Origin of the sequence: Leisingera coralii (genome assembly GCF_049056525.1) — a bacterium.
In the GTDB taxonomy this organism is placed as follows: domain Bacteria; phylum Pseudomonadota; class Alphaproteobacteria; order Rhodobacterales; family Rhodobacteraceae; genus Leisingera; species Leisingera coralii.
This window is the reverse complement of the sequence record NZ_JBHUPT010000002.1, coordinates 81,477-106,096: the sequence shown is the minus strand read 5'-3', so window position 1 is coordinate 106,096 and position 24,620 is coordinate 81,477. Positions and strand designations below refer to the sequence as shown.

The window sequence follows — 24,620 nt, the reverse complement described above, 5'->3', positions numbered from 1 at the left end:
GGCAAGAAAAACCCCGCAAGCCTGCGCCTGCGGGGTTTGATCTCAGTCTCTGGCCCGGCTTATTCCGCCGGAACCGCAGCCTGCTCCTGCATCACCGGATGCGCCAGCTTGTCGAGCATCTCCTTCGGGCAGACCTGCAGGAAGCTGGCCTTCTCGATATCCCAATGCTGCAGGATCTCCGCGGCCTTGCGGCTGCCGGTTTCCTGCTGGTGGCGTTCGATCAGGCTTTTCAGCTCTGCTTCCCAATGCGCCACGGTGACCGGGCAGGTGACCAGCGATTCCATGTTCATCAGGGTCGCGGCCTTGCCCTCAGGGTCATAGAGATAGGCCATGCCGCCGGTCATGCCGGCGCCGAAGTTGGCGCCGATCGAGCCGAGGATCACCGCAACGCCGCCGGTCATGTATTCACAGCCGTTGGAGCCGCAGCCCTCGATCACCACCTTGGCGCCGGAGTTGCGGACCGCAAAGCGCTCGCCCGCGCGCCCCGCAGCAAACAGGTAGCCGTCGGTCGCGCCGTACAGGACGGTGTTGCCGATGATGGTGTTTTCCGAGGCCACCAGCGGGCTCACCTGCGGCGGGCGCACCACGATGGTGCCGCCCGACAGGCCCTTGCCGACATAGTCGTTGGCGTCGCCCGACACTTCCAGCTTCAGCCCCGGGGCCGCAAAGGCGCCCAGCGCCTGGCCGGCAGAGCCCTGCAGCTTCACCGTCAGGTGATCCGGCTGGAACGAGTTCCGCATGCCGAAGTTGCGCACGATGTGGCTGGAGGTGCGGGTGCCCACGGTGCGGTGGGTGTTCTGGATCGCATAGGACAGCTGCATCTTCTCACCGTCCTGCAGGAAGCGGGCGGCGTCGCGCACGATCTCCGCATCCAAGGTGTCCGGCACCGCGTTGCGCTCCTTGTCACGGTTGTAGACGATGCTGGCGGAGCCATCGACGGTGATCAGCAGCGGGTTCAGGTCCAGGTCGTCCAGATGCGCGGAGCCGCGGGACACCTGCGCCAGCAGGTCGGCCCGGCCGATCACCTCATCCAGCGAACGGGCACCGATGGAGGCGAGGATCTCCCGCACTTCCTGGGCGTAGAAGGTGATCAGGTTCACCACCTTGTCGGCGTTGCCGGTGAACTTGGCGCGCAAGGATTCGTCCTGGGTGCAGACCCCCACCGGGCAGGTGTTGGACTGGCACTGGCGCACCATGATGCAGCCCATCGCGATCAGCGCCGCGGTGCCGATGCCGTATTCCTCGGCGCCCAGCATCGCTGCCATCACGATATCCCGGCCGGTCCGCAGACCGCCGTCGGTGCGCAGCGTCACCCGCTCGCGCAGGTTGTTCATCGCCAGCACCTGATGCGCTTCCGTCAGGCCCATCTCCCACGGCAGGCCCGCGTATTTGATCGAGGTCGCCGGAGACGCCCCGGTGCCGCCGTTGTGGCCCGAGATCAGGATGATGTCGGCCTTTGCCTTGGCCACGCCGGCCGCAATGGTGCCAACGCCCGAAGACGCCACCAGCTTCACCGTCACCTTGCAGCGCGGGTTGATTTGCTTGAGGTCGTAGATCAGCTGCGCCAGGTCCTCGATCGAGTAGATGTCGTGGTGCGGCGGCGGCGAGATCAGGGTCACGCCCTTGGTGGAGTGGCGCAGGCGGGCGATCAGGTCGGTGACCTTCATGCCCGGCAGCTGGCCGCCCTCACCCGGCTTGGCGCCCTGGGCCACCTTGATTTCCAGCTCTTCGCACTGGTTCAGGTATTCCGCGGTCACGCCAAAGCGGCCCGACGCCACCTGCTTGATCTTGGCGGACGGGTTGTCGCCGTTCGGCTCCGGCACGAAGTGTGCCGGATCCTCGCCGCCCTCGCCGGAGTCGGACTTGGCGCCGATGCGGTTCATCGCCACGTTCAGGGTCTTGTGCGCCTCGGGGCTCAGCGCGCCCAGGGACATGCCCGGGGTCACGAACCGCTTGCGGATCGCGGTGATGCTCTCCACTTCCTCCAGCGGGACCGGCTTGCCCAGCGGCTTGATCTGCAGCAGATCGCGCAGGTGGATCGGCGGATTGCTCTGCATCTTCGCCGAATACTGCTTCCACAGCTCGTAAGAGGCGCGGTTGCACGCCATCTGCATCATATGCATCGAGGTCGCTTCCCAGGCGTGTGTCTCGCCCGACTTGCGCGCCTTGTAGAAACCGCCGATCGGCAGCACGCCCTCGGGCGCTTTCCAGGCCTTGGCGTGGATTTCCTCCAGCTTGGTCTGGATGCCGGTCACACCGATGCCGGAGATGCGCGAGGTCATGCCCGGGAAATACTCGGCGCACATGGCACGGGACAGACCCACAGCCTCAAAGTTCAGGCCGCCGCGGTAGGAAGACACCACCGAGATCCCCATCTTGGCCATGATCTTCAGCAGACCCTGGTCGATGGCCTCGCGGTAGCGGGCGACGTTTTCGGTCAGGGTGCCGTCCAGCAGGCCGCGCTCGATGCGGTCGGCCAGCGAATCCTCGGCCAGATAGGCGTTCACCACGGTGGCGCCGCAGCCGATCAGCACCGCGAAGTAATGCGGGTCAATACATTCGGCAGAGCGCACGTTCAGCGAGCAGAAGGTGCGCAGCCCCTTGCGGGTCAGATGCGAGTGCACGGCAGAGGTCGCCAGGATCATCGGCATCGCCACCTTGCTGGCGTCCGAATACTGGTCGGTCAGCACGATATGGCCCGCGCCCGAGCGCACCGCCTCTTCGGCCTCGGCCCGGATCCGCTCCAGCGCCGCGCTCAGGGAACCGCGGCCCGGTGCAAAGGTACAGTCGATCTCGGCCAGCGGCGCGTTGAACTGCTCCACCAGCTTGTCCCACTGGGCGTTGCCGACAAAGGGGCTTTCCAGCACGATGATCTCGGTCTGGGAGCTGTCCTCGTCCAGCACGTTCTTGAGGTTGCCGAAGCGGGTCTTCAGCGACATCACCCGGTATTCGCGAAGCGAGTCGATCGGCGGGTTGGTCACCTGGCTGAAGTTCTGGCGGAAGAAGTGGCTCAGCGGGCGGTACATCTTGGACAGCACCGCCGAGGGCGTGTCATCGCCCATCGAGGCCAGCGATTCCTTGGCGTCCTCGGCCATCGGCGCCAGGATCTGCTCCAGCTCCTCGATCGAATAGCCGGCCGCAACCTGACGGCGGCGCAGCTCCTCGCCGCTGAACAGCGGCTGCTCGCTGACGCTGGCCAGGGTGGCATCCAGATCGTTGATCCGCTTGACCCAGTCGCCGAACGGCAGCGCGCGGGCCAGCTTGTCCTTGATCTCGGTGTCGTGGAACAGCTTGCCCTTTTCCATGTCGACGGCCAGCATCTGGCCCGGGCCCAGCGCGCCCTTCTCGACCACGGTGGCCTCATCGACCGGCACCATGCCGGCCTCGGAGCCCGCGATCACCAGCCCGTCGCCGGTCACCACATAGCGCATCGGTCGCAGGCCGTTGCGGTCCAGGCCCGCGCAGACCCAGCGGCCGTCGGTCATCGCCAGCGCGGCAGGGCCGTCCCAGGGCTCCATCACCGAGTTGCAGTAGGAATACATGTCGCGCCAGGCCTGCGGCAGCTCCACCGCCTGCTTGGACCAGCTTTCCGGCACCAGCATGGTTTTCGCCATCGGCGCCGAACGGCCGGCGCGCACCAGAACCTCGAACACCCCGTCCAGTGCCGCGGAGTCGGAGGCGCCGCCCGGCACGATCGGCTTGATGTCCTCGGCATAGTCGCCAAAAGTCGCAGACGCCATGCGGATCTCATGGCTCTTCATCCAGTTCAGGTTGCCCTTCAGCGTGTTGATCTCGCCGTTATGGGCCAGCATCCGGAACGGCTGCGCCAGCCACCACTGCGGGAAGGTGTTGGTGGAATAGCGCTGGTGATAGATCGCGAATGCGCTCTCGAACCGCTCATCCATCAGGTCCGGGTAGAACACCGCCACCTGCTCCGCCAGCATCATGCCCTTGTAGATGATCGAGCGGCAGGACAGCGACGCGATATACAGGCCCGAGATCCCCGCCGCATTGGCCGCCTTCTCGATCCGGCGGCGGATCACATAGAGCTCGCGCTCAAAGGTTTCCTCATCCACGCCCTTGGAGTTGGAGATCAGGATCTGCTCGATCTCCGGGCGGGTGGCATTGGCCTTTTCCCCCAGGCAGGACACATCCACCGGCACATGGCGCCAGCCATAGATGGAATAGCCCATTCGCAGCACTTCGGTTTCCACGATGGTCCGGCAGCGCTCCTGGGCGCCGAAATCGGTGCGCGGCAGGAACACCTGGCCGACCGCCATCAGCTCATCCTGGCGCGGCTCGTGGCCGGTGCGGCGGATCTGGTCATAGAAGAACGGCACCGGGATCTGCACATGGATGCCCGCGCCATCGCCGGTCTTGCCGTCGGCATCCACCGCGCCGCGGTGCCAGATCGCCTTCAGCGCGTCGATGCCGGCCTCAACCACCTTGCGGCTCTTCTTGCCGTCAACTGAGACCACCAGCCCCACACCGCAGGACGAATGCTCTTCCTCCTCGGAATAGAGACCGTTTTCAGCCATCCACTTGCGCTTGGCTTCCTCGGCGCGCACCCAATCGGCATCATATTTGGTCATTGGCTGTTTCCTTCTACGGCGGGGGCAAACATCTCGATCACATCATCGCCGGTCAGTTTCCGGCAGCTGCTGCTGAAGGCGTAGCCCGCTGGCTTCTTGTCGATGTAAAGTTCCAGGCGCAGTTCATTGCCGCCTGCGTTTTCAAACAGGCCAGCCGACATTTGCGTCTGGCCCTTATGTTCTCCTGCGGTCATCCGGTACCACAGCGCCGAGCCGCACTGGCTGCAGAAGGCCCGCTCCGCCCAGTCCGAGGACCGATAGGTCTGAACCGGACCCAATGCGGCATAGCCAGTGGCGGCCTGAAAGCTCAGGTAGGGGCCGCTGGCCCAGCGCTGGCACATGTCGCAATGGCAGGCAGTCACGGACGCCTGAACCGGCGTCGCGGTGACGCTCACGGCGCCGCACATGCACTGTCCCTGCAATTCGCTCATGTCCATTGTCCTTTTGCTGGCTGGGTCAGCAAGGCTGACCTTGGCGCTGCTCTGCTGATGCCCGCCGGTGCACAGGGGGTGCACAGGCGGTGTACAGGGGGTGCCGGGTTATTCCGCGGCCACCGCGGCCTTGCTGTTGAACTTCTCGATGATCGCTTCGGCGCAGTCGCGGCCGTCCTTGATCGCCCAAACCACCAGCGACGCGCCGCGCACGATGTCGCCCACCGCATAGACGCCGTCCAGCTCGGTGGCGCCGGTCTGGAACGCGGCCTTGATGGTGCCCCAGCGGGTCACCGGCAGCTCCGGCTGGTTCCACAGGGCGGGCAGCTCTTCCGGCTCAAAGCCCAGCGCCTTGATCACCAAGTCCGCCTCCTCGACGTAGTCCGCGCCTTCGATCACTTCCGGCGCCTGGCGGCCCGAAGCATCCGGCTGGCCCAGGCGCATCTTCTGCACCATCACTCCCGCAACTTTGCCACCGTCATCGGTGAAGCCCTTGGGTGCCGACAGCCATTCAAAGATCACGCCTTCTTCCTCGGCGTTCTGGGTTTCACGCTGCGAACCCGGCATGTTGGCGCGGTCGCGGCGGTAAAGGCATTTGACCGAGGTCGCCCCCTGGCGGATCGAGGTCCGCACGCAGTCCATCGCAGTATCACCGCCGCCGATCACGACGACCTTCTTGCCCTCGGCATTCAGGTCGCCGTTGTCGAACTCTTCAACCGCATCGCCAAAGCTCTTCTTGTTCGAGGCGCACAGGAAGTCGATCGCCTTGACGATCCCTTCCGAACCGCTGCCCGGCATCGCCAGATCGCGCGATTTATAGACGCCGGTGGCAATGATCACTGCATCATGTTTGGCGCGGATGTCCTCGAACGAGATGTCCTCGCCCACGTTGCAGTTCAGCTTGAACGTCACACCGCCGTCGGCCAGCAGCTTGTTGCGGCGCTCAACCACGTCCTTTTCCAGCTTGAAGCTGGGGATGCCGTACATCAGCAGCCCGCCCGCGCGGTCATAACGGTCGTAAACGGTGACCTGGATACCGGCCTTGCGCAGCATGTCCGCCGCCGCCAGGCCGCCGGGGCCGGCGCCGATGATGCCAACGCTCTCGCTGCGCTCTGCCAGCGGTGCCGCGGGTTTCACCCAGCCTTTTTCCCAGGCGGTGTCAGTGATGTATTTCTCGACCGAGCCGATGGTCACGGTGCCGTGGCCCGACTGCTCGATCACGCAGTTGCCTTCGCACAGGCGGTCCTGCGGGCAGATGCGGCCGCAGATCTCCGGGAAGGTGTTGGTGGCCTGCGAGGTGGCATAGGCCTCTTCCAGGCGGCCGGTGGCGGTCAGGCGCAGCCAGTCGGGGATGTTGTTGTGCAGCGGGCAGTGGCTCTGGCAGTACGGCACACCGCACTGGCTGCAACGGCTGGCCTGTTCCTCGGCCTTGGCCGCAGCGTACTCCGCGTAAATCTCATTGAAGTCTTCCTTGCGTACACTGGCGGCACGCTTTTCCGGCATGTCGCGTTCGATCTGCACAAATTTCAGCATCGGTTGCTTGGCCACGGGCTGGACTCCATCGTTTGTCTGGCTGCGAGGGCACCTTTACAGGTACTGGCACGCTTTATGTCAACTTTGCTGACCTATTTTGCCAGCTCTTAACTTCTGATACCGTGTTCGTCGGAAATGTACAGAAATTTTAGGTCCGTACCGGACCTTAATATGCGCTTCCCAATCCGGAGGCGGGATTTATACAGAGTCACGACAGTTTACGGCCCGATCGCGGCCAGCAAAGGACGTTTTCAGCATGCCGCTTTTCCAGCTGATCCTGGTTGCGCTGATCCAGGGCATTACCGAATTCCTGCCCATCTCCTCCTCCGGCCACCTGATTCTGCTGCCCGGGCTGACCGGGCTGAATGATCAGGGACAGGTGATCGACGTCGCCGTGCACGTGGGCACCCTGGCCGCAGTCATGATCTATTTCTGGAGCGACGTGCGTGAGGGCCTCATCGGCCTGCCCCGCGCTCTCACCGGCCGCACGGACACGCCGGGATCCCAGCTCGCCATGGGGCTGATCATCGCCACCATCCCCACGGTTCTGTTCGGCGCAGTGCTGCATTTCACCGGCCTCAGCGACGCGCTGCGGTCGATGGCGGTGATCGGCTGGACCATGCTCGGCTTCGGGCTGGTGCTGTACTGGGCCGACCAGAAAGGCGCCGAGGTGAAACAGGCCGGCGACTGGGGCCTGCGCGATGCGCTGATCATGGGGCTGTGGCAGATGCTGGCGCTGATCCCGGGCACCTCACGCTCCGGCATCACCATCACCGGTGCGCGCCATCTGGGCTACACCCGCGAGGACGGCGCCCGCATCGCCATGCTGATGTCGATCCCCACCATCATCGCTTCGGGCGTGCTCCTGGGCACCGAGGTGGCGCTGGAAGCAAACACCGCCCTGATACGCGATGCGGGGATCGCCGCAGTGCTTGCCCTGCTGTCGGCGCTGGCCGCACTCAGCCTGATGATGCGGCTGCTGCGCTCTGTCAGCTTCACGCCTTACGTGATCTACCGGGTGATCCTGGGGAGCATCCTGCTCGCCATCGCCTACAGCAGCTGAGCCGGAAACGAAAAACGCGGGGACATCCCCGCGTTTTCAAATCCTTGGCCCGCAGCAACAATCAGGTGCCGTTGCGCAGATTGCGGGCCGAGTTGGTCATCTCGTCGTACTGGCCGGAGGGGCGGAACTTCCACAGGTAGTCCGGCAGAACCGCCTCCAGGCTGACCGGGCTGATACCCAGATCGGCAAAGCCCTTGGCGCCCTCGGACACCACGTTGTCCGATTTCAGGCTGCGCAGCTGGTCGCGGGTCAGCATCTTGTTTTCGATCAGCTGGAAGCTGGCCGCCTGCAGCATGTCAAAGCCAAAGGCCACCAGCCAGGCAGCCGGGCGCGGCAGCGACAGGATCAGGCGGCGGCGGTGGATCACCCCCAGCATCTGCTCCATCAGTTCCCGGAATGTCTTGGCCTCGGGGCCGCCCAGCTCATAGATGCCGCCCTCTGCCGCGCCGGTTGCGCCCTTGACGGCGGCCTTGGCCACATCGTCGACAAACACCGGCTGGAACCGGGTGGCGCCGCTGGCAATCGCCAGCGCCGGCGACAGGCGGGTCATGCCGGCAAAGCGGTTGAAGAACCCGTCCTCGGCCCCGAAGATCACCGAGGGGCGCAGGATCACGGCACCCGGGAAATGCTGCAGCACGGCGGCTTCGCCCGCGGCCTTGGTGCGGGAGTATTCGCTGGCGGCATCCGCATCAGCGCCAATCGCCGAGATATGCACCAGGCTGGCAACGCCCTCCTGCGACGCGATGCGGGCGATGCGGCCCGCGCCTTCGGCGTGAACGGCGCCAAACGTGTTCTTGCCCAGCTCGTTCAGGACGCCCACGCAGTTCACCACCGCATCCGCACCCTGCATCACCGCGGCCACGGACATGTCATCGCGGATGTTGCAGAATACCGGCTCCACCTGGCCCGGAACACCATAGGGTTTCACATGCATGGCTTCATTGGGACGGCGCACCGCCACCCGCACCCGCCAGCCTTCCTTGGCCATGCGCCGCGCAATGTAGCGGCCCACGAAACCGGATCCGCCATAGATCGTGACCAGTTTGGACATCTTTTGGCTCCTGAACTTAGCTGCCCCTATGCCTTAGCGCCGCAAGGGGCGTCAAACAAGGCGCAAAACGTGGGATTACGGCCACATTGACGGCTGAATACGCAAGCCGTGTTAACAGCTTCCGCGGAATCGCCTTATTTGGTTAACTCCGCCTTCAACCCAATCCGGTTAAGGCAGATTGGTGTATCCGAAACTCCGGTTTCGGCAATTGTTCAAGAGGTCAGTTCAAATGGTCAGCGCGCAAGAAAAGTCCCTGGTCCGGCAAAGTTTCGAAAGCGAGCGGATGGATCTGGATGCCTTTGCGGCCGCCTTCTACGCCAAGTTCTTTGCCGCCTGCCCTGACGTCCGGCCCCTGTTTTCCAAGGACATGGCCCAGCAGGAGGAGAAGCTTCTGGCCGCCCTGACCATATTGCCGAAGCGCTGGACGATTCCGCGCGGCTGGACGAAATCCTGGAGAAGCAGGGCGAAAAGCACCGCCAGCGGGAGGTGTCGGATGCCCATTTCAAGGGGTTCATCGCCAGTTTCACCGGCGCCCTGTCCGACACGCTCGGGCCGGACTGGAGCGCGGAGGCGGATCAAGCCTGGACCAGGTTTCTGACATATGTCGCGGGCAAGATGAGTTTTACAGTACAGCGGTAGCCGGCTCCAGGCAGCACCCCAGAGCGTTGCCAGCCGTCCTGCCGTTTTCCATTTGACGGCCCCCGCGAACCATCTTATACGCCCTCCTTACGACACCTGCCCAGGTGGCGGAATTGGTAGACGCGCTAGCTTCAGGTGCTAGTGTCCGTATGGACGTGGAGGTTCGAGTCCTCTCCTGGGCACCATTCCCCCTGTATAGACACTGATAACGGGCACCTTCCTGTCCCGGAATTCTGTCCGAAAGGCAGCCTCGCCTTTTTCACAAAGCGTGCTGAACGGCAGGGAGGCCCCCGCCGTTCATAACTTTCACCGGATGTCAGTTCGGCTCTTTGACCGCATCCTGCTGCTCCGGTTCCGGATCCTGCCCGGTTTCCTCGAAGTCAGCCTCTTCTGCTGCTGCGGCTTTCTTGTCTTCCAGCATGCCGGTGATCAGCGGCAGCATGTGGGCCGCAGCATGGCTGGCCACTTCCGGCGTTTCCGGACGCTTCCAGGACAGGGTGTCAAAGCTGGTGCAATGCTCGCAGACCGGTTCCCATTCCGCATGGATATGGTTGCAGTTGGTGCAGACCCACTGCGGCCCGCGCGGAGCCGTCAGCGCCTTGGCCAGCCAGCCCTGCACCACCTTGTCATCCGCGCCTTCGCCACGCTCGATCGCCGCCATCAGCGTCAGCGCCCGCGCATCCGGGGCCCGCTCCGTCAGGTCGCTCAGCCAGCGGCGGGCTTCGGGGAAGTCCTCGGCAACGATGTTCAGCTCCGCCATTACCAGGCGGGTTTCATCGTCATGCGGGTTGAGCCGGGCCAGCTGGTCGAAACGCGCGACGCGCTCGGCGGCGCTTTCGTCCGGCTCGACCTCGGCAAAGGCATGGGCCAGGTCAGGGTGCGGCTGGCTCTGCCAGGTCTTTTTCAGCAGCCGGACCGCCGGGCGCTTCTTGCCCTTGGCAAGATAAGCGCGGGCTGCCATCGCCGCTGCGGGCACCAGGTCGGGCGACAGGCGGTTCGCCTCGATCGCCTGCTCGCGCTGCTCGATCGTGGCGTTTTCGTCGATGACACCCTTGGAGGCCGACAGCGCCAGAACCGCATCGCGGCGTTTGTAGACATCGCGCGGCAGGGTGCCGGTCTTGAGCTTGGTCGACAGCGTCTTGCGGGCACCGGCCCAATCCTCGGCCTGGGCCTGCAGCCGCAACAGAGTGTCCTGCACCTCCTCATGCTTGGGACGCAGCGCCAGCGCCTTCTCGGCCAGCTGGCGGGCGGTGTCGGTGTCGCCCTGGGACAGCTTCTGCTTCATGATCCCGCGCACGCCGACAAACCGGGTCTGCTGGTTCGACAGCAGCCGTTTGTAGGCATCCGCGGCCTTGTGGGTGTCGCCGCTCATTTCCGCGGCCTGCGCCACCAGCAGGTCGGTCAGCTCGGGGTTCTGCAGGTATTTCTCCGCCCGCGCCGCCTTGGCCAGGGCCAGCCGCCCCTCGCCCGAGGCCAGCGCCATCAGGCCCTCCGACAGCGCCCGGTAGCCCTTGCGCTCGCGCCCCTTGTCCCAATAGCGCGACAGGGCGGTTTCATCCCCGTTCAGGAAGCGCAGGGTGGCCACCAGCAGCGACAGCAGCTTGAGAAACAGCCAGACCGCAACCACAAGCACGCCCAGCGCGATCACCGATTGCAGCGCGCTGAGGGTGTATTCGGTGCCGGCGACGGTGATCTGCACCCCGCCTGCAGTTTCCATCAACAGGCCCGCGCCAAATGCCAGAAGCGCGACAATCGCGACAAATACGAGGATCTTCAACAACGACCAGAGCATGGCGGCTTCCTTATTTGGCTTGCAGGCTTTGGGCCAGATCAGCGGCAGCGTTCACCGCTGCCACCCGCGCGTTTGCCGCCGCTTCCCAGCCGGTCAGGGCAGCGCGGGCAGTTTCCGGCAGCGCGGAGAGTTCGGCCAGCGCCTCCTCGATGCGGCCTGCGGCCACGGCGGCCTCGGCCCGGGACAGGATGGCATCCGGGTCATCACCGTCGCGCGGCGCAACGGACCGGGCTCCAAGGTGGCGGTTCACATAATCCAGCAGGCTGCCGCTGCCTTTTGTTTCTTCCCGCGCAGCTGACAACGCCTCGCGGGCGGCCGGGGCAAAGCCGTCGCGCAAAGCTGTCAGCGTGGCGACGCCGGTTTCCGCCGGCCCGGAGAGGTCTGCCGGGACCTCAACACCCAGCAGCTCAAGCTGCTCAACGTTGGAGGCATAGCTGTTGCCGCTGTCCAGGGCGGACCGCAGCTGCGCCAGCTGGGTCTGGGCGCTGGCGATGCGGGCGGCTTCGGCGCTGGCCGTCTCCATTTCCTGTGCCTCGGCCAGCTTCTGATCAATCTCAGCCCGCTGCGCCGCGAGGCTTTCCTGCAGCTTGCCCAGCTCCGCCTCGAAGGCCGCAACCGCCTCGGGCGAGGCGCCTTCCAGCGGGCGGGTTTCCAAGGCAGACACCCGGCCGGCTAGGGCCTCCAGGTCCGCGCGCAGCGCCTCATCCGGGGCCTGGGTGTTCTGCGCCTGTTTCAGTGTTTCGATGTCTGCGGCCAGAGCGTCGGTGCGTTCGGAGAGCGGTGCAAGGTCCGGGGCGCGGTTGTCCTCAACCTGCTGCTTCAGCGCGGCAAGCGCCGCCTGCATCTCCGCCTGGCTGGTTTCCAGCGCCGTCAGATCCGCGCTGCTGCCTTTCAGCGATTGCGGCAGTACAGAGTTGAGCCAGCCGCTCTGTCCGGCCACAAAGCCGATCCCGGCAGCCACCACACCACCCAGCAGGGCAGCGCCGAAGCCGCCGCGTTTTTCCACCACCCGCTCGATTTCGCGCGGCGGCGCCTCAGCCGTGGTGGCAGGTTCCGCAGGCTCAGCCGGAGTGTCTTCTTGCGAGGTTTCCCGTTCGAAGGGCGACACAATTTCGGTCTCGGTCTCGGTCTCGGTCTCGGTCTCGGTCTCGGTCTCGGTCTCGGTCTCGGTCTCGGTCTCGGTCTCGGAAAGCAGGGAATCTTCGTCCGCCGGCGTGTCAACCGCCTCTTCTGTACGATCCGCTGTACGACCCGCGGTCACATCCTGCTCAGACGCTTCCGTGGTTTCGTCAGCCGGGTTGATTTCACCGGGGCCAGGCTCGGTCACGTCTTCCGGAGTTTTCTTGTCAGCCACGCCGGCCTCCCCCTCGATTCCTAAAATACATTCCTGCGAACACGCTGGACACTACTCTGCGTGCCTGTTCCCCTCAAGCGGCGACAGCTGCGCTGCGGCATCAAGGACAGCAGCTGCCAATGCCGCAGCGTCCGGCGTCTTACTGACCCGCAACGTCTTGCAATTCAAGCCTTTCAGCGGCTCTGCCACCGCCGGGCTGAGGGCAATCAGATGCAAATGCGAGGCATCCCCGCACAGATTGGCAAAATGACGCGCAGTTCTGGGAGAGAAAAGCGGCACGATCACATCAGTTTGCGCAGCAAGCGCCATCTTGGCCTCATCGGTCAGCGGCAGAAGCACCTGATCATACAGGATTTGCTCCTGGCAGGGGATACCTCCGCTGGTGAGCCGCTCTGCAATCTCACCCCGTGCATGGCCGCCGCGCAGATGCAGCAGCGGCGCCTCCGGACGCTGGCTGAGCAGCGCCGCGACCAGTTCGTCGGCGCAATGGCCCAGGCAGGACGCCTGCCAGCCCGCCTCAGCCGCGGCTTGGGCGGTGCGTTCCCCCACGCAATAGGCGGGGAGGCGCGCGGCGGTTTCACGTGAAGCGGCCTCGACCCCGTTGGCGGAAGTGAAGATTACCGCTTTCACATGGTCCAGATCTACCGGAGCCTGCGCAGGCCGGATTTCCATCAGCGGCGCATAGATCACCCGCAACCCGGCACGCGCCGCTTCGGGCAGGCCGGCCACGAACCGCTCTGCCGCCGCCAGCGGGCGTGTCATCAGCAAAGGCACCATCGCGGGGCTCCCGGGATTGTTTGCAGGCCTCATAGGTGGTAGCCCCGGCGGCAATTCGATGCAACGGTAAGGCCATGACAAAGACCCTGACCATTCTGGGGCTGGAAAGCAGCTGTGACGACACCGCCGCCGCGGTGGTGCGGCAGGCAGAGGGCGCGCAGCCCGAGGTTCTCTCCTCGGTCGTCTTCGGCCAGACCGAGCTGCACAGCGCCTTTGGCGGCGTGGTGCCGGAGATCGCGGCGCGCGCCCATGCCGAGAAGCTTGACATCTGCGTGCGCGATGCGCTGGCAGAGGCCGACCTGACCCTGCAAGACATGGATGCCGTCGCCGTGACTGCCGGCCCGGGGCTGATCGGCGGGGTGATGTCGGGCGTCATGTGCGCCAAGGGGATCGCCGCCGCGACAGGCCTGCCGCTGATTGGGGTGAACCATCTGGCAGGCCATGCGCTGACCCCGCGGCTGACCGACGGGATTGCCTATCCCTACCTGATGCTGCTGGTCTCCGGCGGCCATTGCCAGTACCTGCTGGTGCGCGGGACGGAAGATTTCACCCGTCTGGGCGGCACCATCGACGACGCCCCCGGCGAGGCCTTTGACAAGACCGCGCGCCTGCTGGGACTGCCGCAGCCCGGCGGCCCCTCGGTGCAGGCAGAGGCCGAAAACGGCGATCCCAAGCGGTTCCGCTTTCCGCGGCCCCTGCTGGACCGGCCGGACTGCAACCTGTCGTTTTCCGGGCTGAAGACCGCGCTGATGCGGATGCGTGATCAAATCGCAGCGGAGAAAGGCGGCCTGACCCGCCAGGACCGGGCCGATCTGTGTGCCGGGTTCCAGGCCGCCGTCGTGGATACCCTGGCAGAAAAGACTCGCCGCGCCATCCGCCTGTACCTGGAGGAACAGCCCGCGGCGCCAACCGTCGCCGTCGCCGGCGGCGTCGCGGCAAATACCGCCATTCGTGCCGCATTAGAGACTGTTTGCGCCGAGGCCGGCGCCGCCTTTACCGCACCGCCGCTGCGCCTGTGCACCGACAATGCCGCGATGATTGCCTATGCCGGGCTGGAGCGCTTCAAAGCGGGTGCACGCGATGGTCTGGACCTGACCGCCCGTCCCCGCTGGCCGCTGGACCAAAGCAGCCCGGCGCTGATCGGATCGGGCCGCAAGGGAGCCAAGGCATGAGCGTTTCGGTTCTGGGATCCGGCGCCTTTGGCACTGCCCTGGCGATTTCTCTGGCCGGCAACGGGCCGGTGACACTGTGGGCGCGTAATGCGGAGCAGGCCAAAGCGATGCAGGACAGCCGCCGCAACGAGGCCCGCCTGCCCGGTGTCGATCTGCCTGAACCCCTCACCGCCACTGCTGATATTGCGCAGGCCTGCCGCTCTGAGGTCCTGCTGCTGGCGGTGCCCATGCAGAAGCTGCGCAGCGCCCTGCTGGACCACCAGGCGCATCTGGCCGGGAAAACCCTGGTCGCCTGCTGCAAGGGTATTGAGCTGCACACCGGGCTTGGCCCGGTCGCGGTCATGCAGGAGGTCCTCCCAGGCGCCCCGGCGGCGCTGCTGACGGGCCCGAGCTTTGCGGCGGATATTGCCCGCGGCCTGCCGACCGCGCTGACGCTGGCCTGCGGCGACGCGGAGCTGGGCAAGGCGCTGCAGCAGCAGCTGACCACCGCCAACCTGCGCCTCTACCGCACCACCGACACCATCGGCGCCGAGCTGGGCGGGGCGCTGAAGAACGTGATGGCGATTGCCTGCGGTGCGGTGATTGGCGCCGGGCTGGGCGACAGCGCCCGCGCCGCGCTGATGACCCGCGGCTATGCCGAGATGCAGCGTATGGCGCTTGCCTGCGGCGCCAAGGCCGAGACGATGGCGGGGCTGTCGGGGTTTGGCGATCTGGCGCTGACCTGCACCTCCGACCTGTCCCGCAACTACCGGCTGGGCCTGTCGATCGGGCGCGGCGAAGCCTTTGATTCCAGTATCACGGTCGAGGGCGCCGCAACGGCGCATGCGGTGGCGGAACAAGCCCGGAAGATGCAGCTGGATATGCCGATCACGCAGACGGTAACCAATTTGCTCGATCAGCGCTTGACCATTGCCGAGGCGGCGGCTCTTTTACTTAAAAGACCGTTAAAAGAGGAATAAAATGCTCATCGCATTGATCGCCCGCGACAAACCCGGCCATTTGCAGACCCGTCTGGACAACCGCGACGCCCATCTGGCCTATATCAACGACACTGGCGCCGTGGCGCAGGCGGGCCCGCTGCTGGATCAGGATGGCAATATGGCCGGCTCTCTGGTTATTCTGGACGTCGAAGACATGGCAGCCGGCGAGGCATGGGCGGCCAACGATCCTTACAACAAGGCCGGCCTCTTTGAAGCTGTCGAACTGATCACCTGGAAGAAAGTCATCGGCTGATGCGCTACTGGCTGTTCAAATCCGAACCCTCCACCTGGAGCTGGGATGACCAGGTCTCCAAGGGTGACGCGGGCGAGGAGTGGGACGGCGTGCGCAATTACCAGGCGCGCAATTTCATGCGCGAAATGAGCATTGGCGACCGCGGCTTCTTCTATCACTCGCAGAAGGAAAAATCCGTGGTCGGCATCGTCGAGGTCTGCGCCGAGGCGCATCCCGACAGCACCACCGAGGACGACCGCTGGGAGTGCGTCGACATCAAGGCGGTGCGCGCCTTTGCCAAGCCGGTGAGCCTGGATCAGATCAAAGCCGATCCGCGGCTGGAAGAGATGGTGCTGGTGAAAAACTCCCGCCTGTCGGTGCAGCCGGTGAGCGATGCGGAATGGGCCGCCGTCTGCGCGCTGGGGGAGACAGATCCAAGCTGATCTGCCACTCTGCTCTCAAGTGGCTGAAACCATTGAGGGAAGCATCATGGAATTTCTGAGTGTGATTGCGGCAGCAGCGGCAGCGTTTGTGCTGGGGGCAGCTTATTACGGCGCCCTGGCCAAGCCCTGGGTCGAGGCCTCCGGTGTTGAATGCGACGAGACCGGCAAGCCGAAAGGCGGCCAAAGCCCGATGATCTTTGCGATGGCCTTTGTCCTGCAGCTGATCGTGGCGGGCATGATGCGCCATGTGTTCAGCCTGTCCGGGATCGAATCCCTGGGCGCCGGGCTGATCGGCGGCGCCGGCATCGGCCTGTTCTTCATCAGCCCCTGGATTGCGCTGAACAACATGTATGGAATGCGGCCGGTGAAGCTGACGCTGATCGATGGCGGCTATGCGACGCTGGCCTGCGCGGCGGCCGGTCTGGTGCTGACCCTGTTTTGAGCTGACACGGGTCTGAAATGAAAAAGGGAAGGACCTGCGGACAAACAGGACCTTCCCTTCCACCCCGCGTGCTCCAATCCACCACACGCGTATGAAAATCTGGTTCCTGGCCGTCCTGGCCGGTGACTCCTGTATAACGGCTGCCCTCACGATTCCGCAAAACAATAACCCGGAAAATGCGAGTAAAATGGGAACCGCCAACCCTTTTGGGGTGGGCAGGCAGCCGGCGGATCGGCGCTCTTGACAAACGATCCCGGTATTTAACAAAATGGTTAAGTTAATCCCACGCCAATCAGGAAAGGCTCGCTATGCCTGTCAGCCTCCCCAACGAAAACCCCGCGTACCGTGCGGCCCGCAATAACCTGCTGCAAGCCGAACTGGCGCTGCGGGCTCAGACCGAAGAAGTTGCCGCCCTGCGCCGGGCCCTGCCTGCAGGCGGGGTGGTTGCAGAGAATTACGGGTTTCGCAGCACCAGCGGCTCTTCAGTCTCCATGCAGGAGCTGTTCAACGGACACGGCACCCTTGCCATCTACTCGCTGATGTACGAACCGGACGCCAAAGCAGCCTGTCCGATGTGCTCCGCCTTTCTGGATGGCATGCGCGGCCAGGTCTCCCATGTGCAGGCGCGCATGGGCTTTGCCGTTGTCGCGCAATCCTCGCCAGAACGGCTGGCCGCGCTTCAAGCTGCCAAAGGCTGGCAGGAACTGCAGCTCTATTCTGCCGGGGGCACCAGTTACCAGCGGGACTATCTGGCTGAAAACGACAGAGGCGCGCAGTTGCCGATGCTGCATGTCTTCAGAAAGACGGCGGATGGCATCCGGCATTTCTGGGGGTCTGAGATGTTCTTTGAGCCAAGCCCCTGGCAACCGCGCCATATCGATGCGTTGTGGCCAATGTGGAACCTGTTCGACCTGACGCCCGAAGGCCGAGGCGACCACATGCCGGGCCAGGGCTGACTGGCTGGCCCGCAAAGAAAAGCGCCGCCGGATCACTCCAGCGGCGCTGATTTTCGAACCTTACCAGCTTAGTAGCGGTAGTGCTCCGGCTTGAACGGGCCCTCCGGCTTGACGCCGATATAGGCGGCCTGCTCGGCGCTGAGCTGGGTCAGCTTGACGCCGATACGGCCGAGGTGCAGGCGGGCAACCTTCTCGTCCAGATGCTTGGGCAGGATGTAGACCTGGTTCTCGTAGTTGCCGCCGCGGGTCCACAGCTCGATCTGGGCCAGCACCTGGTTGGTGAAGGAGGCCGACATCACAAAGGACGGATGACCGGTGGCATTGCCGAGGTTCAGCAGGCGGCCTTCGGACAGCAGGATGATACGGTTGCCCGAGGGCATCTCGATCATGTCCACCTGTTCCTTGATGTTGGTCCACTTGTGGTTGCGCAGGCTGGCGACCTGGATTTCGTTGTCGAAGTGGCCGATGTTGCCGACAATCGCCATGTCCTTCATCTCGCGCATGTGCTCGATGCGGATCACGTCCTTGTTGCCGGTGGTGGTAATGAAGATATCGGCGGAAGACACGACATCCTCCAGCAGCACCACTTCGAAACCGTCCATTGCGGCCTGCAGGGCGCAGATCGGGTCGGCCTCGGTGACTTTCACACGGGCGCCAGCGCCGCGCAGGGAAGCAGCGGAACCTTTGCCCACATCGCCATAACCGCAGACCACGGCAACCTTGCCGGCCATCATGGTGTCGGTGGCGCGGCGGATGCCGTCGACCAGCGATTCCTTGCAGCCGTACTTGTTGTCGAACTTCGACTTGGTGACCGAGTCGTTGACGTTGATCGCCGGGAACGGCAGCTGGCCGTTCTTCTGCAAATCGTACAGGCGGTGGACGCCGGTGGTGGTTTCCTCGGACACGCCCAGGATCGCTTCGCGGGTCTTGGTGAACCAGCCCGGGGAGGCCTCCATGCGCTTCATGATCTGGGCCTTGATGACGGCCTCTTCCTCGGACTGCGGCACCGGGATGATGTCCTCGCCCGCTTCGGCACGCGCGCCCAGCAGCACATACAGGGTGGCATCGCCGCCATCGTCGAGAATCAGGTTCGGGCCTTCTTCGAACAGGAAGGATTTATCCAGGTAGTCCCAATGCTCTTCCAGCGTCTGGCCCTTGATCGCAAAGACCGGGATCCCGGCTTCGGCAATTGCTGCAGCGGCATGGTCCTGGGTCGAGAAGATGTTGCAGGACGCCCAGCGCACCTCGGCGCCCAGCGCCACCAGCGTTTCGATCAGAACCGCGGTCTGGATGGTCATGTGCAGCGAGCCGACAATGCGCGCGCCCTTCAGCGGTTTGCTTTCGCCGTATTCCTCGCGCAGGGCCATCAGCCCCGGCATTTCGGTTTCGGCGATGTCCAGCTCCTTGCGGCCAAAGCCGGCCAGTGCGATGTCTTTGACGATATAATCCCCGGCCATAGTCTGCTCCATTCCGGTTACGTGTACACTTGCTGCAGGGCCTAACACTGCAATTGTTGATATTCAACGAAGATACCCGCAACCGGAGCCAAAGGCTCTGGCATTTTGTGGTCGGTCAGGCTGTAGGGGGTAGCCTGTCAAGCTGTCCAATTCAGCTTGGCGTGCCCGTATCCGGCGCTTTTTCCGGGAGATGGAAGAACGAGGACCCGGTTGCGACAACGCAGCTGATCCCGTTTGCATGTGTGACCAGAACAGTGAAGGTTCCGGTTTCATCCGACGCCCAGACCTCGATCACAGTGGCCTCGGTGCGGCCTTTCTGCAATCCGCCGGCGGTCAGCCGTTCGGAATACCCGCTTGCCAGCTTCTCGGTCATCGCCTCGCGGTCGCCGCAGCTGGCAGCCAGGGCAGGCGGCGCAGTCGCGGCCATGCCGAAAAGCAGAGAAACACCAAGCAGACGTTTGAACATGACAAACTCCTTTCCATTCTGTGTCACGTCACGAAAGGGGTTTGCCGCGTGAGGGGGCGGTGCCCCTTATACCCTTATAATATTGGGTCTGAATGGGCCGGTTTCAAATTCACAGCCCGTAAATACCCGGTTTTCGCCCGTGTCCGGACCGTGAACATCAGCAAGTTCAAAGCATTGCCCGATTGCCACTCAACAGGTAGTCAAAGGGGCGAATTCAGCGACAGGACACCTTCCATGCCCGCCAAACCCGTCCGCGCCTGGCAGCGCATGCTCTCCGGCCGCCGCCTGGATCTGCTGGATCCGACCCCGGTGGACATCGAAATCGAGGACATCGCCCACGGGCTGGCCTTTGTGGCACGCTGGAACGGTCAGACGCGGGGGGATTTTGCCTATTCGGTGGCGGAGCATTCACTGCTGGTCGAAGACATCTTTGCCCGCATGAACCCCAAGGCGCCGGTCAAATGGCGGCTGGCAGCGCTGCTGCACGATGCGCCGGAATATGTGATCGGCGACATGATCTCACCGGTCAAAGCCGCGGTGGGTCCGGGTTACGGCGATCTGGACCAGCGGCTGACGGCCGCCATTCATCTGCGGTTCGGGCTGCCCGCAGCCCTGCCCAAGACTGTGAAGGCGCAGATCAAACGCGCCGACAGGGTCAGCGCCTGGATGGAGGCGGTGCAGATCGCAGGGTTTTCTGAGCAGGAGGCCAGCCGGTTCTTTGGCCGCCCGAAACCGGAGACTGTGGACGGCCTGCACATCGTGCTGCGGCCGCCGGTGGAAACCCGCATGGCGTTTTTGCACCGCCATGCGGAATTGATGGAGCAGCTGTAAGGCTCAGCGCGGGCTGCGCTTGGCCAGAATCCGCTGCAGCGTGCGGCGGTGCATGTTCAGCCGCCGGGCAGTCTCCGACACGTTGCGGTCGCACAGCTCGTAGATCCGCTGGATATGCTCCCAGCGCACCCGGTCGGCGCTCATCGGGTTGTCCGGCGGCGGCGGCAGCTCATCCTCGGTGGCCAGGAGCGCATTCATGATGTCGGTGGCATCGGCCGGCTTGGAAAGGTAGTCCGTCGCACCGATCTTGACCGCGGCCACCGCCGTGGCAATGGCGCCATAGCCGGTCAGCACCACCACCCGGCTGTCGGGGCGTTTTTCGCGCAGCACCTCGACCACATCCAGGCCATTGCCGTCTTCCAGCCGCAGATCGACCACTGCATAGGCCGGCGGGCGGGCGGTTGCGATGGCGCTGCCGGCGGCGACGGAGCCTGCGGTTTCCACCTCGAAGCCGCGTTTCTCCATTGCCTTGGCCAGACGCCGCAGGAACGGCTCGTCGTCATCGACCAGCAGCAGCGATTTATCGGGTCCAATGTCCTGCAGAGCAGTTTCGGCCATGCCCGGTCCTCCGCGAAGTATTTCAGTTCACGCAAGAATATGTCCGGGCAAGGGGAAAGGTCAAACAGCTATCCTGCTTCAGATTTTTTCGATGAAACAAGCGGCCTTGTCGGCCATCTGCTCTGCGGTTTCATCACGCCGGAAGAATTCCACGAAACCTTCCTCAGGCAGCACCAGGTAGGAGAAGGTGGAATGGTCGACCAGGTAGTAGTCCTCATCGCCTTCGTTCTTCTTGAAATAGGTCTTGTAGGCCTTGCTGGCGGCCTTCACCTGCTCCAGAGAGCCGGTCAGCCCGATCATCTTCTCATGCAGGTTTGCGGCAAAATCGCCAACCGCTTCAGGGGTATCGCGGTCCGGGTCGATGGAAATGAACACCGGCGTCACGCTGATGCCGCGCTCGGCCAGAACGTCGACGGCATCGGCGTTGCGGGCCGAATCCATCGGGCAGACATCGGGGCAGAAGGTATAGCCGAAATAGACGATCGACGGCTCGGTGATCACGTCCTTGTCGGTAACGGTTTCGCCCTTGGCGTTGACCAGTTCAAATGCCCCGCCGATGGTGTCCGCCCCGCCGGCGATCTGGCTGCTGCGGCACTGTGCGAATTTGTCGCCCCCGCTGCCCCCGCGCGTCAGGAACCAGGCGCTGCCCACCAGGGCAGCAACAAAAGCGGCAGCAAGAAGAGCATAAACGCGGGTCATGAGATCACACTTTTCGTCAGGGAAGGGTTGTTGATCGTTTGCGGCGCCAGACCTATCAAGAAATACAGCCGATGCAACTGGCGCACGGCGTCACATCTGCGGGAGCAGCGGACCAAATGAGCGATCGCATCTTCAGGCTGGCGGGCAGCCATGAACACAGCCACTGGATCCGGCTGCGGACCCTGATCCTGCTGCGCTGGGTGGCGATTGCCGGGCAGATCACCGCCATTGCGGTGGCGCAGTACCGTTTCAACCTGCAGCTGGAGCTGGGCCTGTGCTACCTGGCGATCGGCATTTCGGCGGCGGGCAACCTGATCGCCATCTTCGCCTTCCCGGAAAACAAGCGCCTGACCGAGTTCGAGAACTTCCTGATGGTGCTGTTCGACCTGCTGCAGCTGTCCTTCCTGCTGTATCTGACCGGCGGGCTGAACAACCCCTTTGCGCTGCTGGTGCTGGGGCCGGTGACGATTTCTGCCGCGGTGATGGGGCTGCGCTCCACCCTGATCATCGGTGCCACCGCCATCATCCTGGTCACCCTGATGGCGGAGTTTCATCTGCCGCTGCGCACCGAACTGGGCTTTATCCTGCGCATCCCCGACGTGTTCATCTTCGGCAACTGGATCGCCATCGTCATCGCCATCCTGTTCATCGGCGCCTATTCCTTCCGCGTCAGCAACGAGATGCGTTCGATGTCCGACGCGCTGAGCGCCACCCAGCTGGCGCTCTCGCGCGAGCAGAAGCTGACCGACCTGGGCGGCGTGGTGGCCGCTGCCGCGCATGAGCTGGGCACACCCCTGGCCACCATCAAGCTTGCCAGTGCCGAGCTGATCGAGGAACTGGACGACCGCCCCGACCTGCGCGAGGACGCCGCACTGATCCGTGAACAGGCCGACCGCTGCCGCGACATTCTGCGCAGCATGGGCCGGGCCGGCAAGGACGACCTGCATCTGCGACAGGCCCCGTTCTCAACCCTGGTGACCGAGGCCGCGGAGCCGCATATGAACCGGGGCAAGACGGTCATCTATCATGAGGAACCGCTGGAAGGCGGCGATTTCCAGCAACCGACCGTGCTGCGCAAGCCTGAAATCATCCACGGGCTGCGCAACCTGGTGCAGAACGCCGTCGATTTTGCCCAGTCTACCGTCTGGATTGATGCCGCCTGGAACGACGACCGGATCATCCTGCGGATCTGCGATGACGGGCAGGGCTTCCCGCCGCAGCTGCTGGGCCGGATCGGCGACCCCTTCGTGCGCCGCCGCCGCGGCGAGAGCGAATTGAAGCAACGGCCGGAGTATGAGGGCATGGGGCTGGGCCTGTTCATTGCCAAGACCCTGCTGCAGCGCACCGGCGCCCAGCTGAGATTCGCCAATGGGTCGGACCCGTTCCAGACCCTCAGCCCCTACAGCGAACGGCGCGGCGCCATTGTCGAGGTGGCCTGGCCACGCGAAAAAATCGACGCGATGGAGGACGGCGGCCCTGTCATCGGGAAAAATATACCTTTAGAAATTTAACTATTCACTTTTGGGCAACCAATTAAACTTCATTTAACCATTATTGACGAACCATGCGGGTAAACGAGAGCTGAACGGGCAGGACGAAATGCAGAACTTCGCTTCGATCGAATGGTTTGTACTGGTGGCGCTGTGCGCTGCAACGGCTGCTGCCGCAGTCTGGTGGCTGTCGCCCGCGCCCCGCCGCCGCGGCATGGAGCACGACCTGCTGGCCGCCGACGGCCGCACCGATGCGGTGTTCCTGTTTGACGACAACAGCCTGATCGGCTGGTCCTCCGGCGCGCGCAAGTTCATTGGCGACCAGGCAGAGAATTTCGACTGGAGCATGCTGCGCGACCAGCTCGCCCGCAGCTACCCGGGCCTGCCGCAATCGCCGGGCTTCCTCAAGGATGTCGGCCCGCTGGTCCTGTCCGGCACTGCCGCCGCCGAAAGCCGCGAGGCGCATTGCGAATGGATCGACGGGGTGACCCGGGTGCAGCTGCGCCGCAGCACCCTGGAAGAGCAGAACAAATCCCTCGACCAGGAGCTGACCACCCTGCGCGCCGCCGTGCACCAGGCGCCGTACCCGGTCTGGCTGCAATCGGAGGAGGGCAATGTCACCTGGTCGAACCTCGCCTATGACAATCTCAGCCAGAAGATCCGCGGCCGGAACGCGGATTTTGCCGACCCACTGTTCACCGATCTCCACGACCCGATGACCAGCGGCAAGCCGGAGCGGATCTCCATCCCGCTGCCGGAAAGCAACAAGAAGCTGTGGTACAACGTCTCGACCACCGAAACCGAGGCTGGCTGGCTGTGCCACGCGGTCGACGTGAACGCGGTGGTAGATGCGGAAGTGGCGCAGCGCAACTTTGTCCAGACCCTGGCCAAGACCTTTGCCCAGCTGTCGATCGGGCTCGCGATCTTTGACCGCAACCGCCAGCTGGTGCTGTTCAACCCGGTGCTGATCGACCTCACCGCCCTGCCCGCCAATTTCCTCAGCTCGCGGCCCAACCTGCTAACCTTCTTTGACCGCCTGCGCGATCAGCGGATGATGCCGGAACCCAAAAGCTACTCCAGCTGGCGCCACCAGATGGCCGACCTGCTGGAAGCCGCCGCCGAAGGCCGGTACCAGGAAACCTGGTCGCTGCCATCGGGTTCCGTCTACAAGGTGTCCGGGCGCCCGCATCCCGATGGCGCCATCGCCTTCCTGTTCGAGGACATCACCGCCGAGGTGACTCTCACCCGCCAGTTCCGCTCGGAGCTGGAAATGGGCCAGTCGATCCTGGACCAGATGGACGAGGCGATCGCGGTCTTTGCCAGCGACGGCACCATGACCTTCTCCAACACCGCCTATGGCAGCCTGTGGCAGATGGATCCTGAGGCGAGCTTTGCCAAGGTCTCGATCATGGACGCCAGCCGGGTCTGGCAGAACACCAGCGCCCCGACCCCGGTCTGGGGAGAGATCCGCGACTTTGTCGCCGGCTACGAAGGGCGGGAGGCCTGGTGGTCCCGCGTCCAGCTGCGCGATGGCACCCCGCTGGTCTGCAAGGTGTCCGCAATCCAGAACGGCGCCACCATGGTCAGCTTCCGCCCGCCTGAAACCGCCGCCCTGCCGGCAGGCCAGGAGCGTTTCCCCGCCATCACCCAGGGCTGAGCAGG

The 24,620-nt window shown here is 64.2% G+C and carries 22 protein-coding genes and 1 tRNA gene; 12 read left to right on the top strand and 11 right to left on the bottom strand.

Annotation, left to right across the window (positions count from 1 at the left end):
• Window positions 1–59: 59 nt before the first annotated feature.
• The 3 genes from gltB to ACFMBG_RS00965 form a co-directional block, all read right to left on the bottom strand.
• Complete coding sequence (gene gltB / locus ACFMBG_RS00975; RefSeq protein WP_421052864.1) at window positions 60–4,592, bottom strand: glutamate synthase large subunit; 4,533 nt, start codon at window positions 4,590–4,592, stop codon at window positions 60–62.
• Window positions 4,589–5,023, bottom strand: a complete 435-nt coding sequence (locus ACFMBG_RS00970; protein ID WP_421052863.1) for a GFA family protein — start codon at window positions 5,021–5,023, stop codon at window positions 4,589–4,591. Before ACFMBG_RS00970 ends, gltB begins: the two co-directional genes overlap by 4 nt.
• 108 nt (window positions 5,024–5,131) lie before the next feature.
• Window positions 5,132–6,571 carry an NAD(P)-dependent oxidoreductase gene (locus ACFMBG_RS00965; RefSeq protein WP_421052862.1) on the bottom strand — a complete coding sequence of 480 codons (1,440 nt, stop codon included), beginning with the start codon at window positions 6,569–6,571 and terminating at the stop codon, window positions 5,132–5,134.
• 241 nt (window positions 6,572–6,812) lie between these two features.
• Between ACFMBG_RS00965 and ACFMBG_RS00960 the strand changes: the two genes are divergently transcribed.
• Window positions 6,813–7,619 carry an undecaprenyl-diphosphate phosphatase gene (locus tag ACFMBG_RS00960; protein WP_421052861.1) on the top strand — a complete coding sequence of 269 codons (807 nt, stop codon included), beginning with the start codon at window positions 6,813–6,815 and terminating at the stop codon, window positions 7,617–7,619.
• A gap of 61 nt (window positions 7,620–7,680) precedes the next feature.
• Here ACFMBG_RS00960 and ACFMBG_RS00955 read toward each other — a convergent pair whose 3' ends face one another.
• A complete protein-coding gene (locus ACFMBG_RS00955) occupies window positions 7,681–8,670 on the bottom strand; it encodes a complex I NDUFA9 subunit family protein (protein WP_421052860.1) in 990 nt (329 codons plus the stop codon).
• A gap of 408 nt (window positions 8,671–9,078) precedes the next feature.
• On the opposite strand from ACFMBG_RS00955, the gene ACFMBG_RS00950 reads away from it, so the two are divergent.
• Together ACFMBG_RS00950 and ACFMBG_RS00945 are read left to right on the top strand one after the other, a co-directional pair.
• On the top strand, window positions 9,079–9,309 hold the full coding sequence (locus tag ACFMBG_RS00950) for a globin (RefSeq protein WP_421053074.1): 231 nt from the start codon (window positions 9,079–9,081) through the stop codon (window positions 9,307–9,309).
• 98 nt (window positions 9,310–9,407) lie between these two features.
• A tRNA-Leu gene (locus tag ACFMBG_RS00945) sits at window positions 9,408–9,494 on the top strand.
• Window positions 9,495–9,625: 131 nt separating this feature from the next.
• Here the strand turns inward: ACFMBG_RS00945 and ACFMBG_RS00940 are convergent.
• Genes ACFMBG_RS00940 through ACFMBG_RS00930 form a run of 3 tightly spaced genes read right to left on the bottom strand, consistent with a single transcriptional unit; the run spans window position 9,626 to window position 13,217 of the window.
• Entirely contained in the window at window positions 9,626–11,101 is a 1,476-nt protein-coding gene (locus ACFMBG_RS00940; protein WP_421052859.1) for a heme biosynthesis protein HemY, read from the bottom strand.
• A gap of 10 nt (window positions 11,102–11,111) precedes the next feature.
• Window positions 11,112–12,455 carry a COG4223 family protein gene (locus ACFMBG_RS00935; RefSeq protein WP_421052858.1) on the bottom strand — a complete coding sequence of 448 codons (1,344 nt, stop codon included), beginning with the start codon at window positions 12,453–12,455 and terminating at the stop codon, window positions 11,112–11,114.
• 51 nt (window positions 12,456–12,506) lie between these two features.
• Window positions 12,507–13,217: a uroporphyrinogen-III synthase gene (locus ACFMBG_RS00930; RefSeq protein ID WP_421053073.1), complete on the bottom strand. Its 711-nt coding sequence runs from the start codon at window positions 13,215–13,217 to the stop codon at window positions 12,507–12,509.
• Window positions 13,218–13,306: 89 nt separating this feature from the next.
• On the opposite strand from ACFMBG_RS00930, the gene tsaD reads away from it, so the two are divergent.
• The 6 genes from tsaD to ACFMBG_RS00900 all read left to right on the top strand — a co-directional run bounded on the left by tsaD (window position 13,307) and on the right by ACFMBG_RS00900 (window position 17,457).
• Window positions 13,307–14,404 (top strand): tRNA (adenosine(37)-N6)-threonylcarbamoyltransferase complex transferase subunit TsaD, encoded by a 1,098-nt coding sequence (tsaD, locus tag ACFMBG_RS00925; RefSeq protein ID WP_421052857.1) that lies wholly within the window; start codon window positions 13,307–13,309, stop codon window positions 14,402–14,404.
• A complete protein-coding gene (locus tag ACFMBG_RS00920; protein WP_421052856.1) occupies window positions 14,401–15,363 on the top strand; it encodes an NAD(P)H-dependent glycerol-3-phosphate dehydrogenase in 963 nt (320 codons plus the stop codon). Before tsaD ends, ACFMBG_RS00920 begins: the two co-directional genes overlap by 4 nt.
• Before the next feature lies 1 nt (window position 15,364).
• On the top strand, window positions 15,365–15,637 hold the full coding sequence (locus ACFMBG_RS00915; protein WP_019295350.1) for a YciI family protein: 273 nt from the start codon (window positions 15,365–15,367) through the stop codon (window positions 15,635–15,637).
• Window positions 15,637–16,059: an EVE domain-containing protein gene (locus ACFMBG_RS00910; RefSeq protein WP_421052855.1), complete on the top strand. Its 423-nt coding sequence runs from the start codon at window positions 15,637–15,639 to the stop codon at window positions 16,057–16,059. Before ACFMBG_RS00915 ends, ACFMBG_RS00910 begins: the two co-directional genes overlap by 1 nt.
• 46 nt (window positions 16,060–16,105) lie before the next feature.
• The gene (locus ACFMBG_RS00905; protein WP_421052854.1) at window positions 16,106–16,501 is read left to right on the top strand and encodes a DUF1761 domain-containing protein; all 396 of its coding nucleotides are present in this window, start codon (window positions 16,106–16,108) and stop codon (window positions 16,499–16,501) included.
• Between the two features lie 308 nt (window positions 16,502–16,809).
• Entirely contained in the window at window positions 16,810–17,457 is a 648-nt protein-coding gene (locus ACFMBG_RS00900) for a DUF899 family protein (protein WP_421052853.1), read from the top strand.
• A 68-nt stretch (window positions 17,458–17,525) separates the two neighbouring features.
• Here ACFMBG_RS00900 and ahcY read toward each other — a convergent pair whose 3' ends face one another.
• Window positions 17,526–18,914, bottom strand: coding sequence for an adenosylhomocysteinase (gene ahcY / locus ACFMBG_RS00895; protein WP_421052852.1), 1,389 nt, complete (start codon window positions 18,912–18,914; stop codon window positions 17,526–17,528).
• A 151-nt stretch (window positions 18,915–19,065) separates the two neighbouring features.
• Window positions 19,066–19,380, bottom strand: a complete 315-nt coding sequence (locus tag ACFMBG_RS00890; protein ID WP_421052851.1) for a hypothetical protein — start codon at window positions 19,378–19,380, stop codon at window positions 19,066–19,068.
• Window positions 19,381–19,614: 234 nt separating this feature from the next.
• On the opposite strand from ACFMBG_RS00890, the gene ACFMBG_RS00885 reads away from it, so the two are divergent.
• Window positions 19,615–20,211 carry an HD domain-containing protein gene (locus ACFMBG_RS00885; RefSeq protein WP_421052850.1) on the top strand — a complete coding sequence of 199 codons (597 nt, stop codon included), beginning with the start codon at window positions 19,615–19,617 and terminating at the stop codon, window positions 20,209–20,211.
• 3 nt (window positions 20,212–20,214) lie between these two features.
• Here the strand turns inward: ACFMBG_RS00885 and ACFMBG_RS00880 are convergent, their stop codons facing one another.
• The gene (locus ACFMBG_RS00880) at window positions 20,215–20,769 is read right to left on the bottom strand and encodes an ActR/PrrA/RegA family redox response regulator transcription factor (protein ID WP_027235894.1); all 555 of its coding nucleotides are present in this window, start codon (window positions 20,767–20,769) and stop codon (window positions 20,215–20,217) included.
• A gap of 78 nt (window positions 20,770–20,847) precedes the next feature.
• The gene (locus ACFMBG_RS00875) at window positions 20,848–21,468 is read right to left on the bottom strand and encodes an SCO family protein (RefSeq protein ID WP_421052849.1); all 621 of its coding nucleotides are present in this window, start codon (window positions 21,466–21,468) and stop codon (window positions 20,848–20,850) included.
• Window positions 21,469–21,584: 116 nt separating this feature from the next.
• On the opposite strand from ACFMBG_RS00875, the gene regB reads away from it, so the two are divergent.
• The gene (gene regB / locus ACFMBG_RS00870; RefSeq protein WP_421052848.1) at window positions 21,585–22,979 is read left to right on the top strand and encodes a sensor histidine kinase RegB; all 1,395 of its coding nucleotides are present in this window, start codon (window positions 21,585–21,587) and stop codon (window positions 22,977–22,979) included.
• A gap of 88 nt (window positions 22,980–23,067) precedes the next feature.
• The gene (locus tag ACFMBG_RS00865; protein ID WP_421052847.1) at window positions 23,068–24,615 is read left to right on the top strand and encodes a PAS-domain containing protein; all 1,548 of its coding nucleotides are present in this window, start codon (window positions 23,068–23,070) and stop codon (window positions 24,613–24,615) included.
• The last annotated feature ends 5 nt before the right edge of the window (window positions 24,616–24,620 follow it).

What these genes read in the sequence shown, in the direction of transcription:
- ACFMBG_RS00915 (WP_019295350.1), top strand. Translation starts at nt 15,365, where the DNA reads ATGCTCATCGCATTGATCGCCCGCGACAAACCCGGCCATTTGCAGACC.
- ACFMBG_RS00955 (WP_421052860.1), bottom strand. Translation starts at nt 8,670, where the DNA reads ATGTCCAAACTGGTCACGATCTATGGCGGATCCGGTTTCGTGGGCCGC.
- ACFMBG_RS00900 (WP_421052853.1), top strand. Translation starts at nt 16,810, where the DNA reads ATGCCTGTCAGCCTCCCCAACGAAAACCCCGCGTACCGTGCGGCCCGC.
- ACFMBG_RS00865 (WP_421052847.1), top strand. Translation starts at nt 23,068, where the DNA reads ATGCAGAACTTCGCTTCGATCGAATGGTTTGTACTGGTGGCGCTGTGC.
- ACFMBG_RS00930 (WP_421053073.1), bottom strand. Translation starts at nt 13,217, where the DNA reads ATGACACGCCCGCTGGCGGCGGCAGAGCGGTTCGTGGCCGGCCTGCCC.
- ACFMBG_RS00905 (WP_421052854.1), top strand. Translation starts at nt 16,106, where the DNA reads ATGGAATTTCTGAGTGTGATTGCGGCAGCAGCGGCAGCGTTTGTGCTG.
- ACFMBG_RS00970 (WP_421052863.1), bottom strand. Translation starts at nt 5,023, where the DNA reads ATGAGCGAATTGCAGGGACAGTGCATGTGCGGCGCCGTGAGCGTCACC.
- ACFMBG_RS00960 (WP_421052861.1), top strand. Translation starts at nt 6,813, where the DNA reads ATGCCGCTTTTCCAGCTGATCCTGGTTGCGCTGATCCAGGGCATTACC.
- regB (WP_421052848.1), top strand. Translation starts at nt 21,585, where the DNA reads ATGAGCGATCGCATCTTCAGGCTGGCGGGCAGCCATGAACACAGCCAC.
- ACFMBG_RS00920 (WP_421052856.1), top strand. Translation starts at nt 14,401, where the DNA reads ATGAGCGTTTCGGTTCTGGGATCCGGCGCCTTTGGCACTGCCCTGGCG.
- tsaD (WP_421052857.1), top strand. Translation starts at nt 13,307, where the DNA reads ATGACAAAGACCCTGACCATTCTGGGGCTGGAAAGCAGCTGTGACGAC.
- ACFMBG_RS00910 (WP_421052855.1), top strand. Translation starts at nt 15,637, where the DNA reads ATGCGCTACTGGCTGTTCAAATCCGAACCCTCCACCTGGAGCTGGGAT.
- ACFMBG_RS00875 (WP_421052849.1), bottom strand. Translation starts at nt 21,468, where the DNA reads ATGACCCGCGTTTATGCTCTTCTTGCTGCCGCTTTTGTTGCTGCCCTG.
- ACFMBG_RS00880 (WP_027235894.1), bottom strand. Translation starts at nt 20,769, where the DNA reads ATGGCCGAAACTGCTCTGCAGGACATTGGACCCGATAAATCGCTGCTG.
- ACFMBG_RS00885 (WP_421052850.1), top strand. Translation starts at nt 19,615, where the DNA reads ATGCCCGCCAAACCCGTCCGCGCCTGGCAGCGCATGCTCTCCGGCCGC.
- ACFMBG_RS00890 (WP_421052851.1), bottom strand. Translation starts at nt 19,380, where the DNA reads ATGTTCAAACGTCTGCTTGGTGTTTCTCTGCTTTTCGGCATGGCCGCG.
- ACFMBG_RS00940 (WP_421052859.1), bottom strand. Translation starts at nt 11,101, where the DNA reads ATGCTCTGGTCGTTGTTGAAGATCCTCGTATTTGTCGCGATTGTCGCG.
- ahcY (WP_421052852.1), bottom strand. Translation starts at nt 18,914, where the DNA reads ATGGCCGGGGATTATATCGTCAAAGACATCGCACTGGCCGGCTTTGGC.
- gltB (WP_421052864.1), bottom strand. Translation starts at nt 4,592, where the DNA reads ATGACCAAATATGATGCCGATTGGGTGCGCGCCGAGGAAGCCAAGCGC.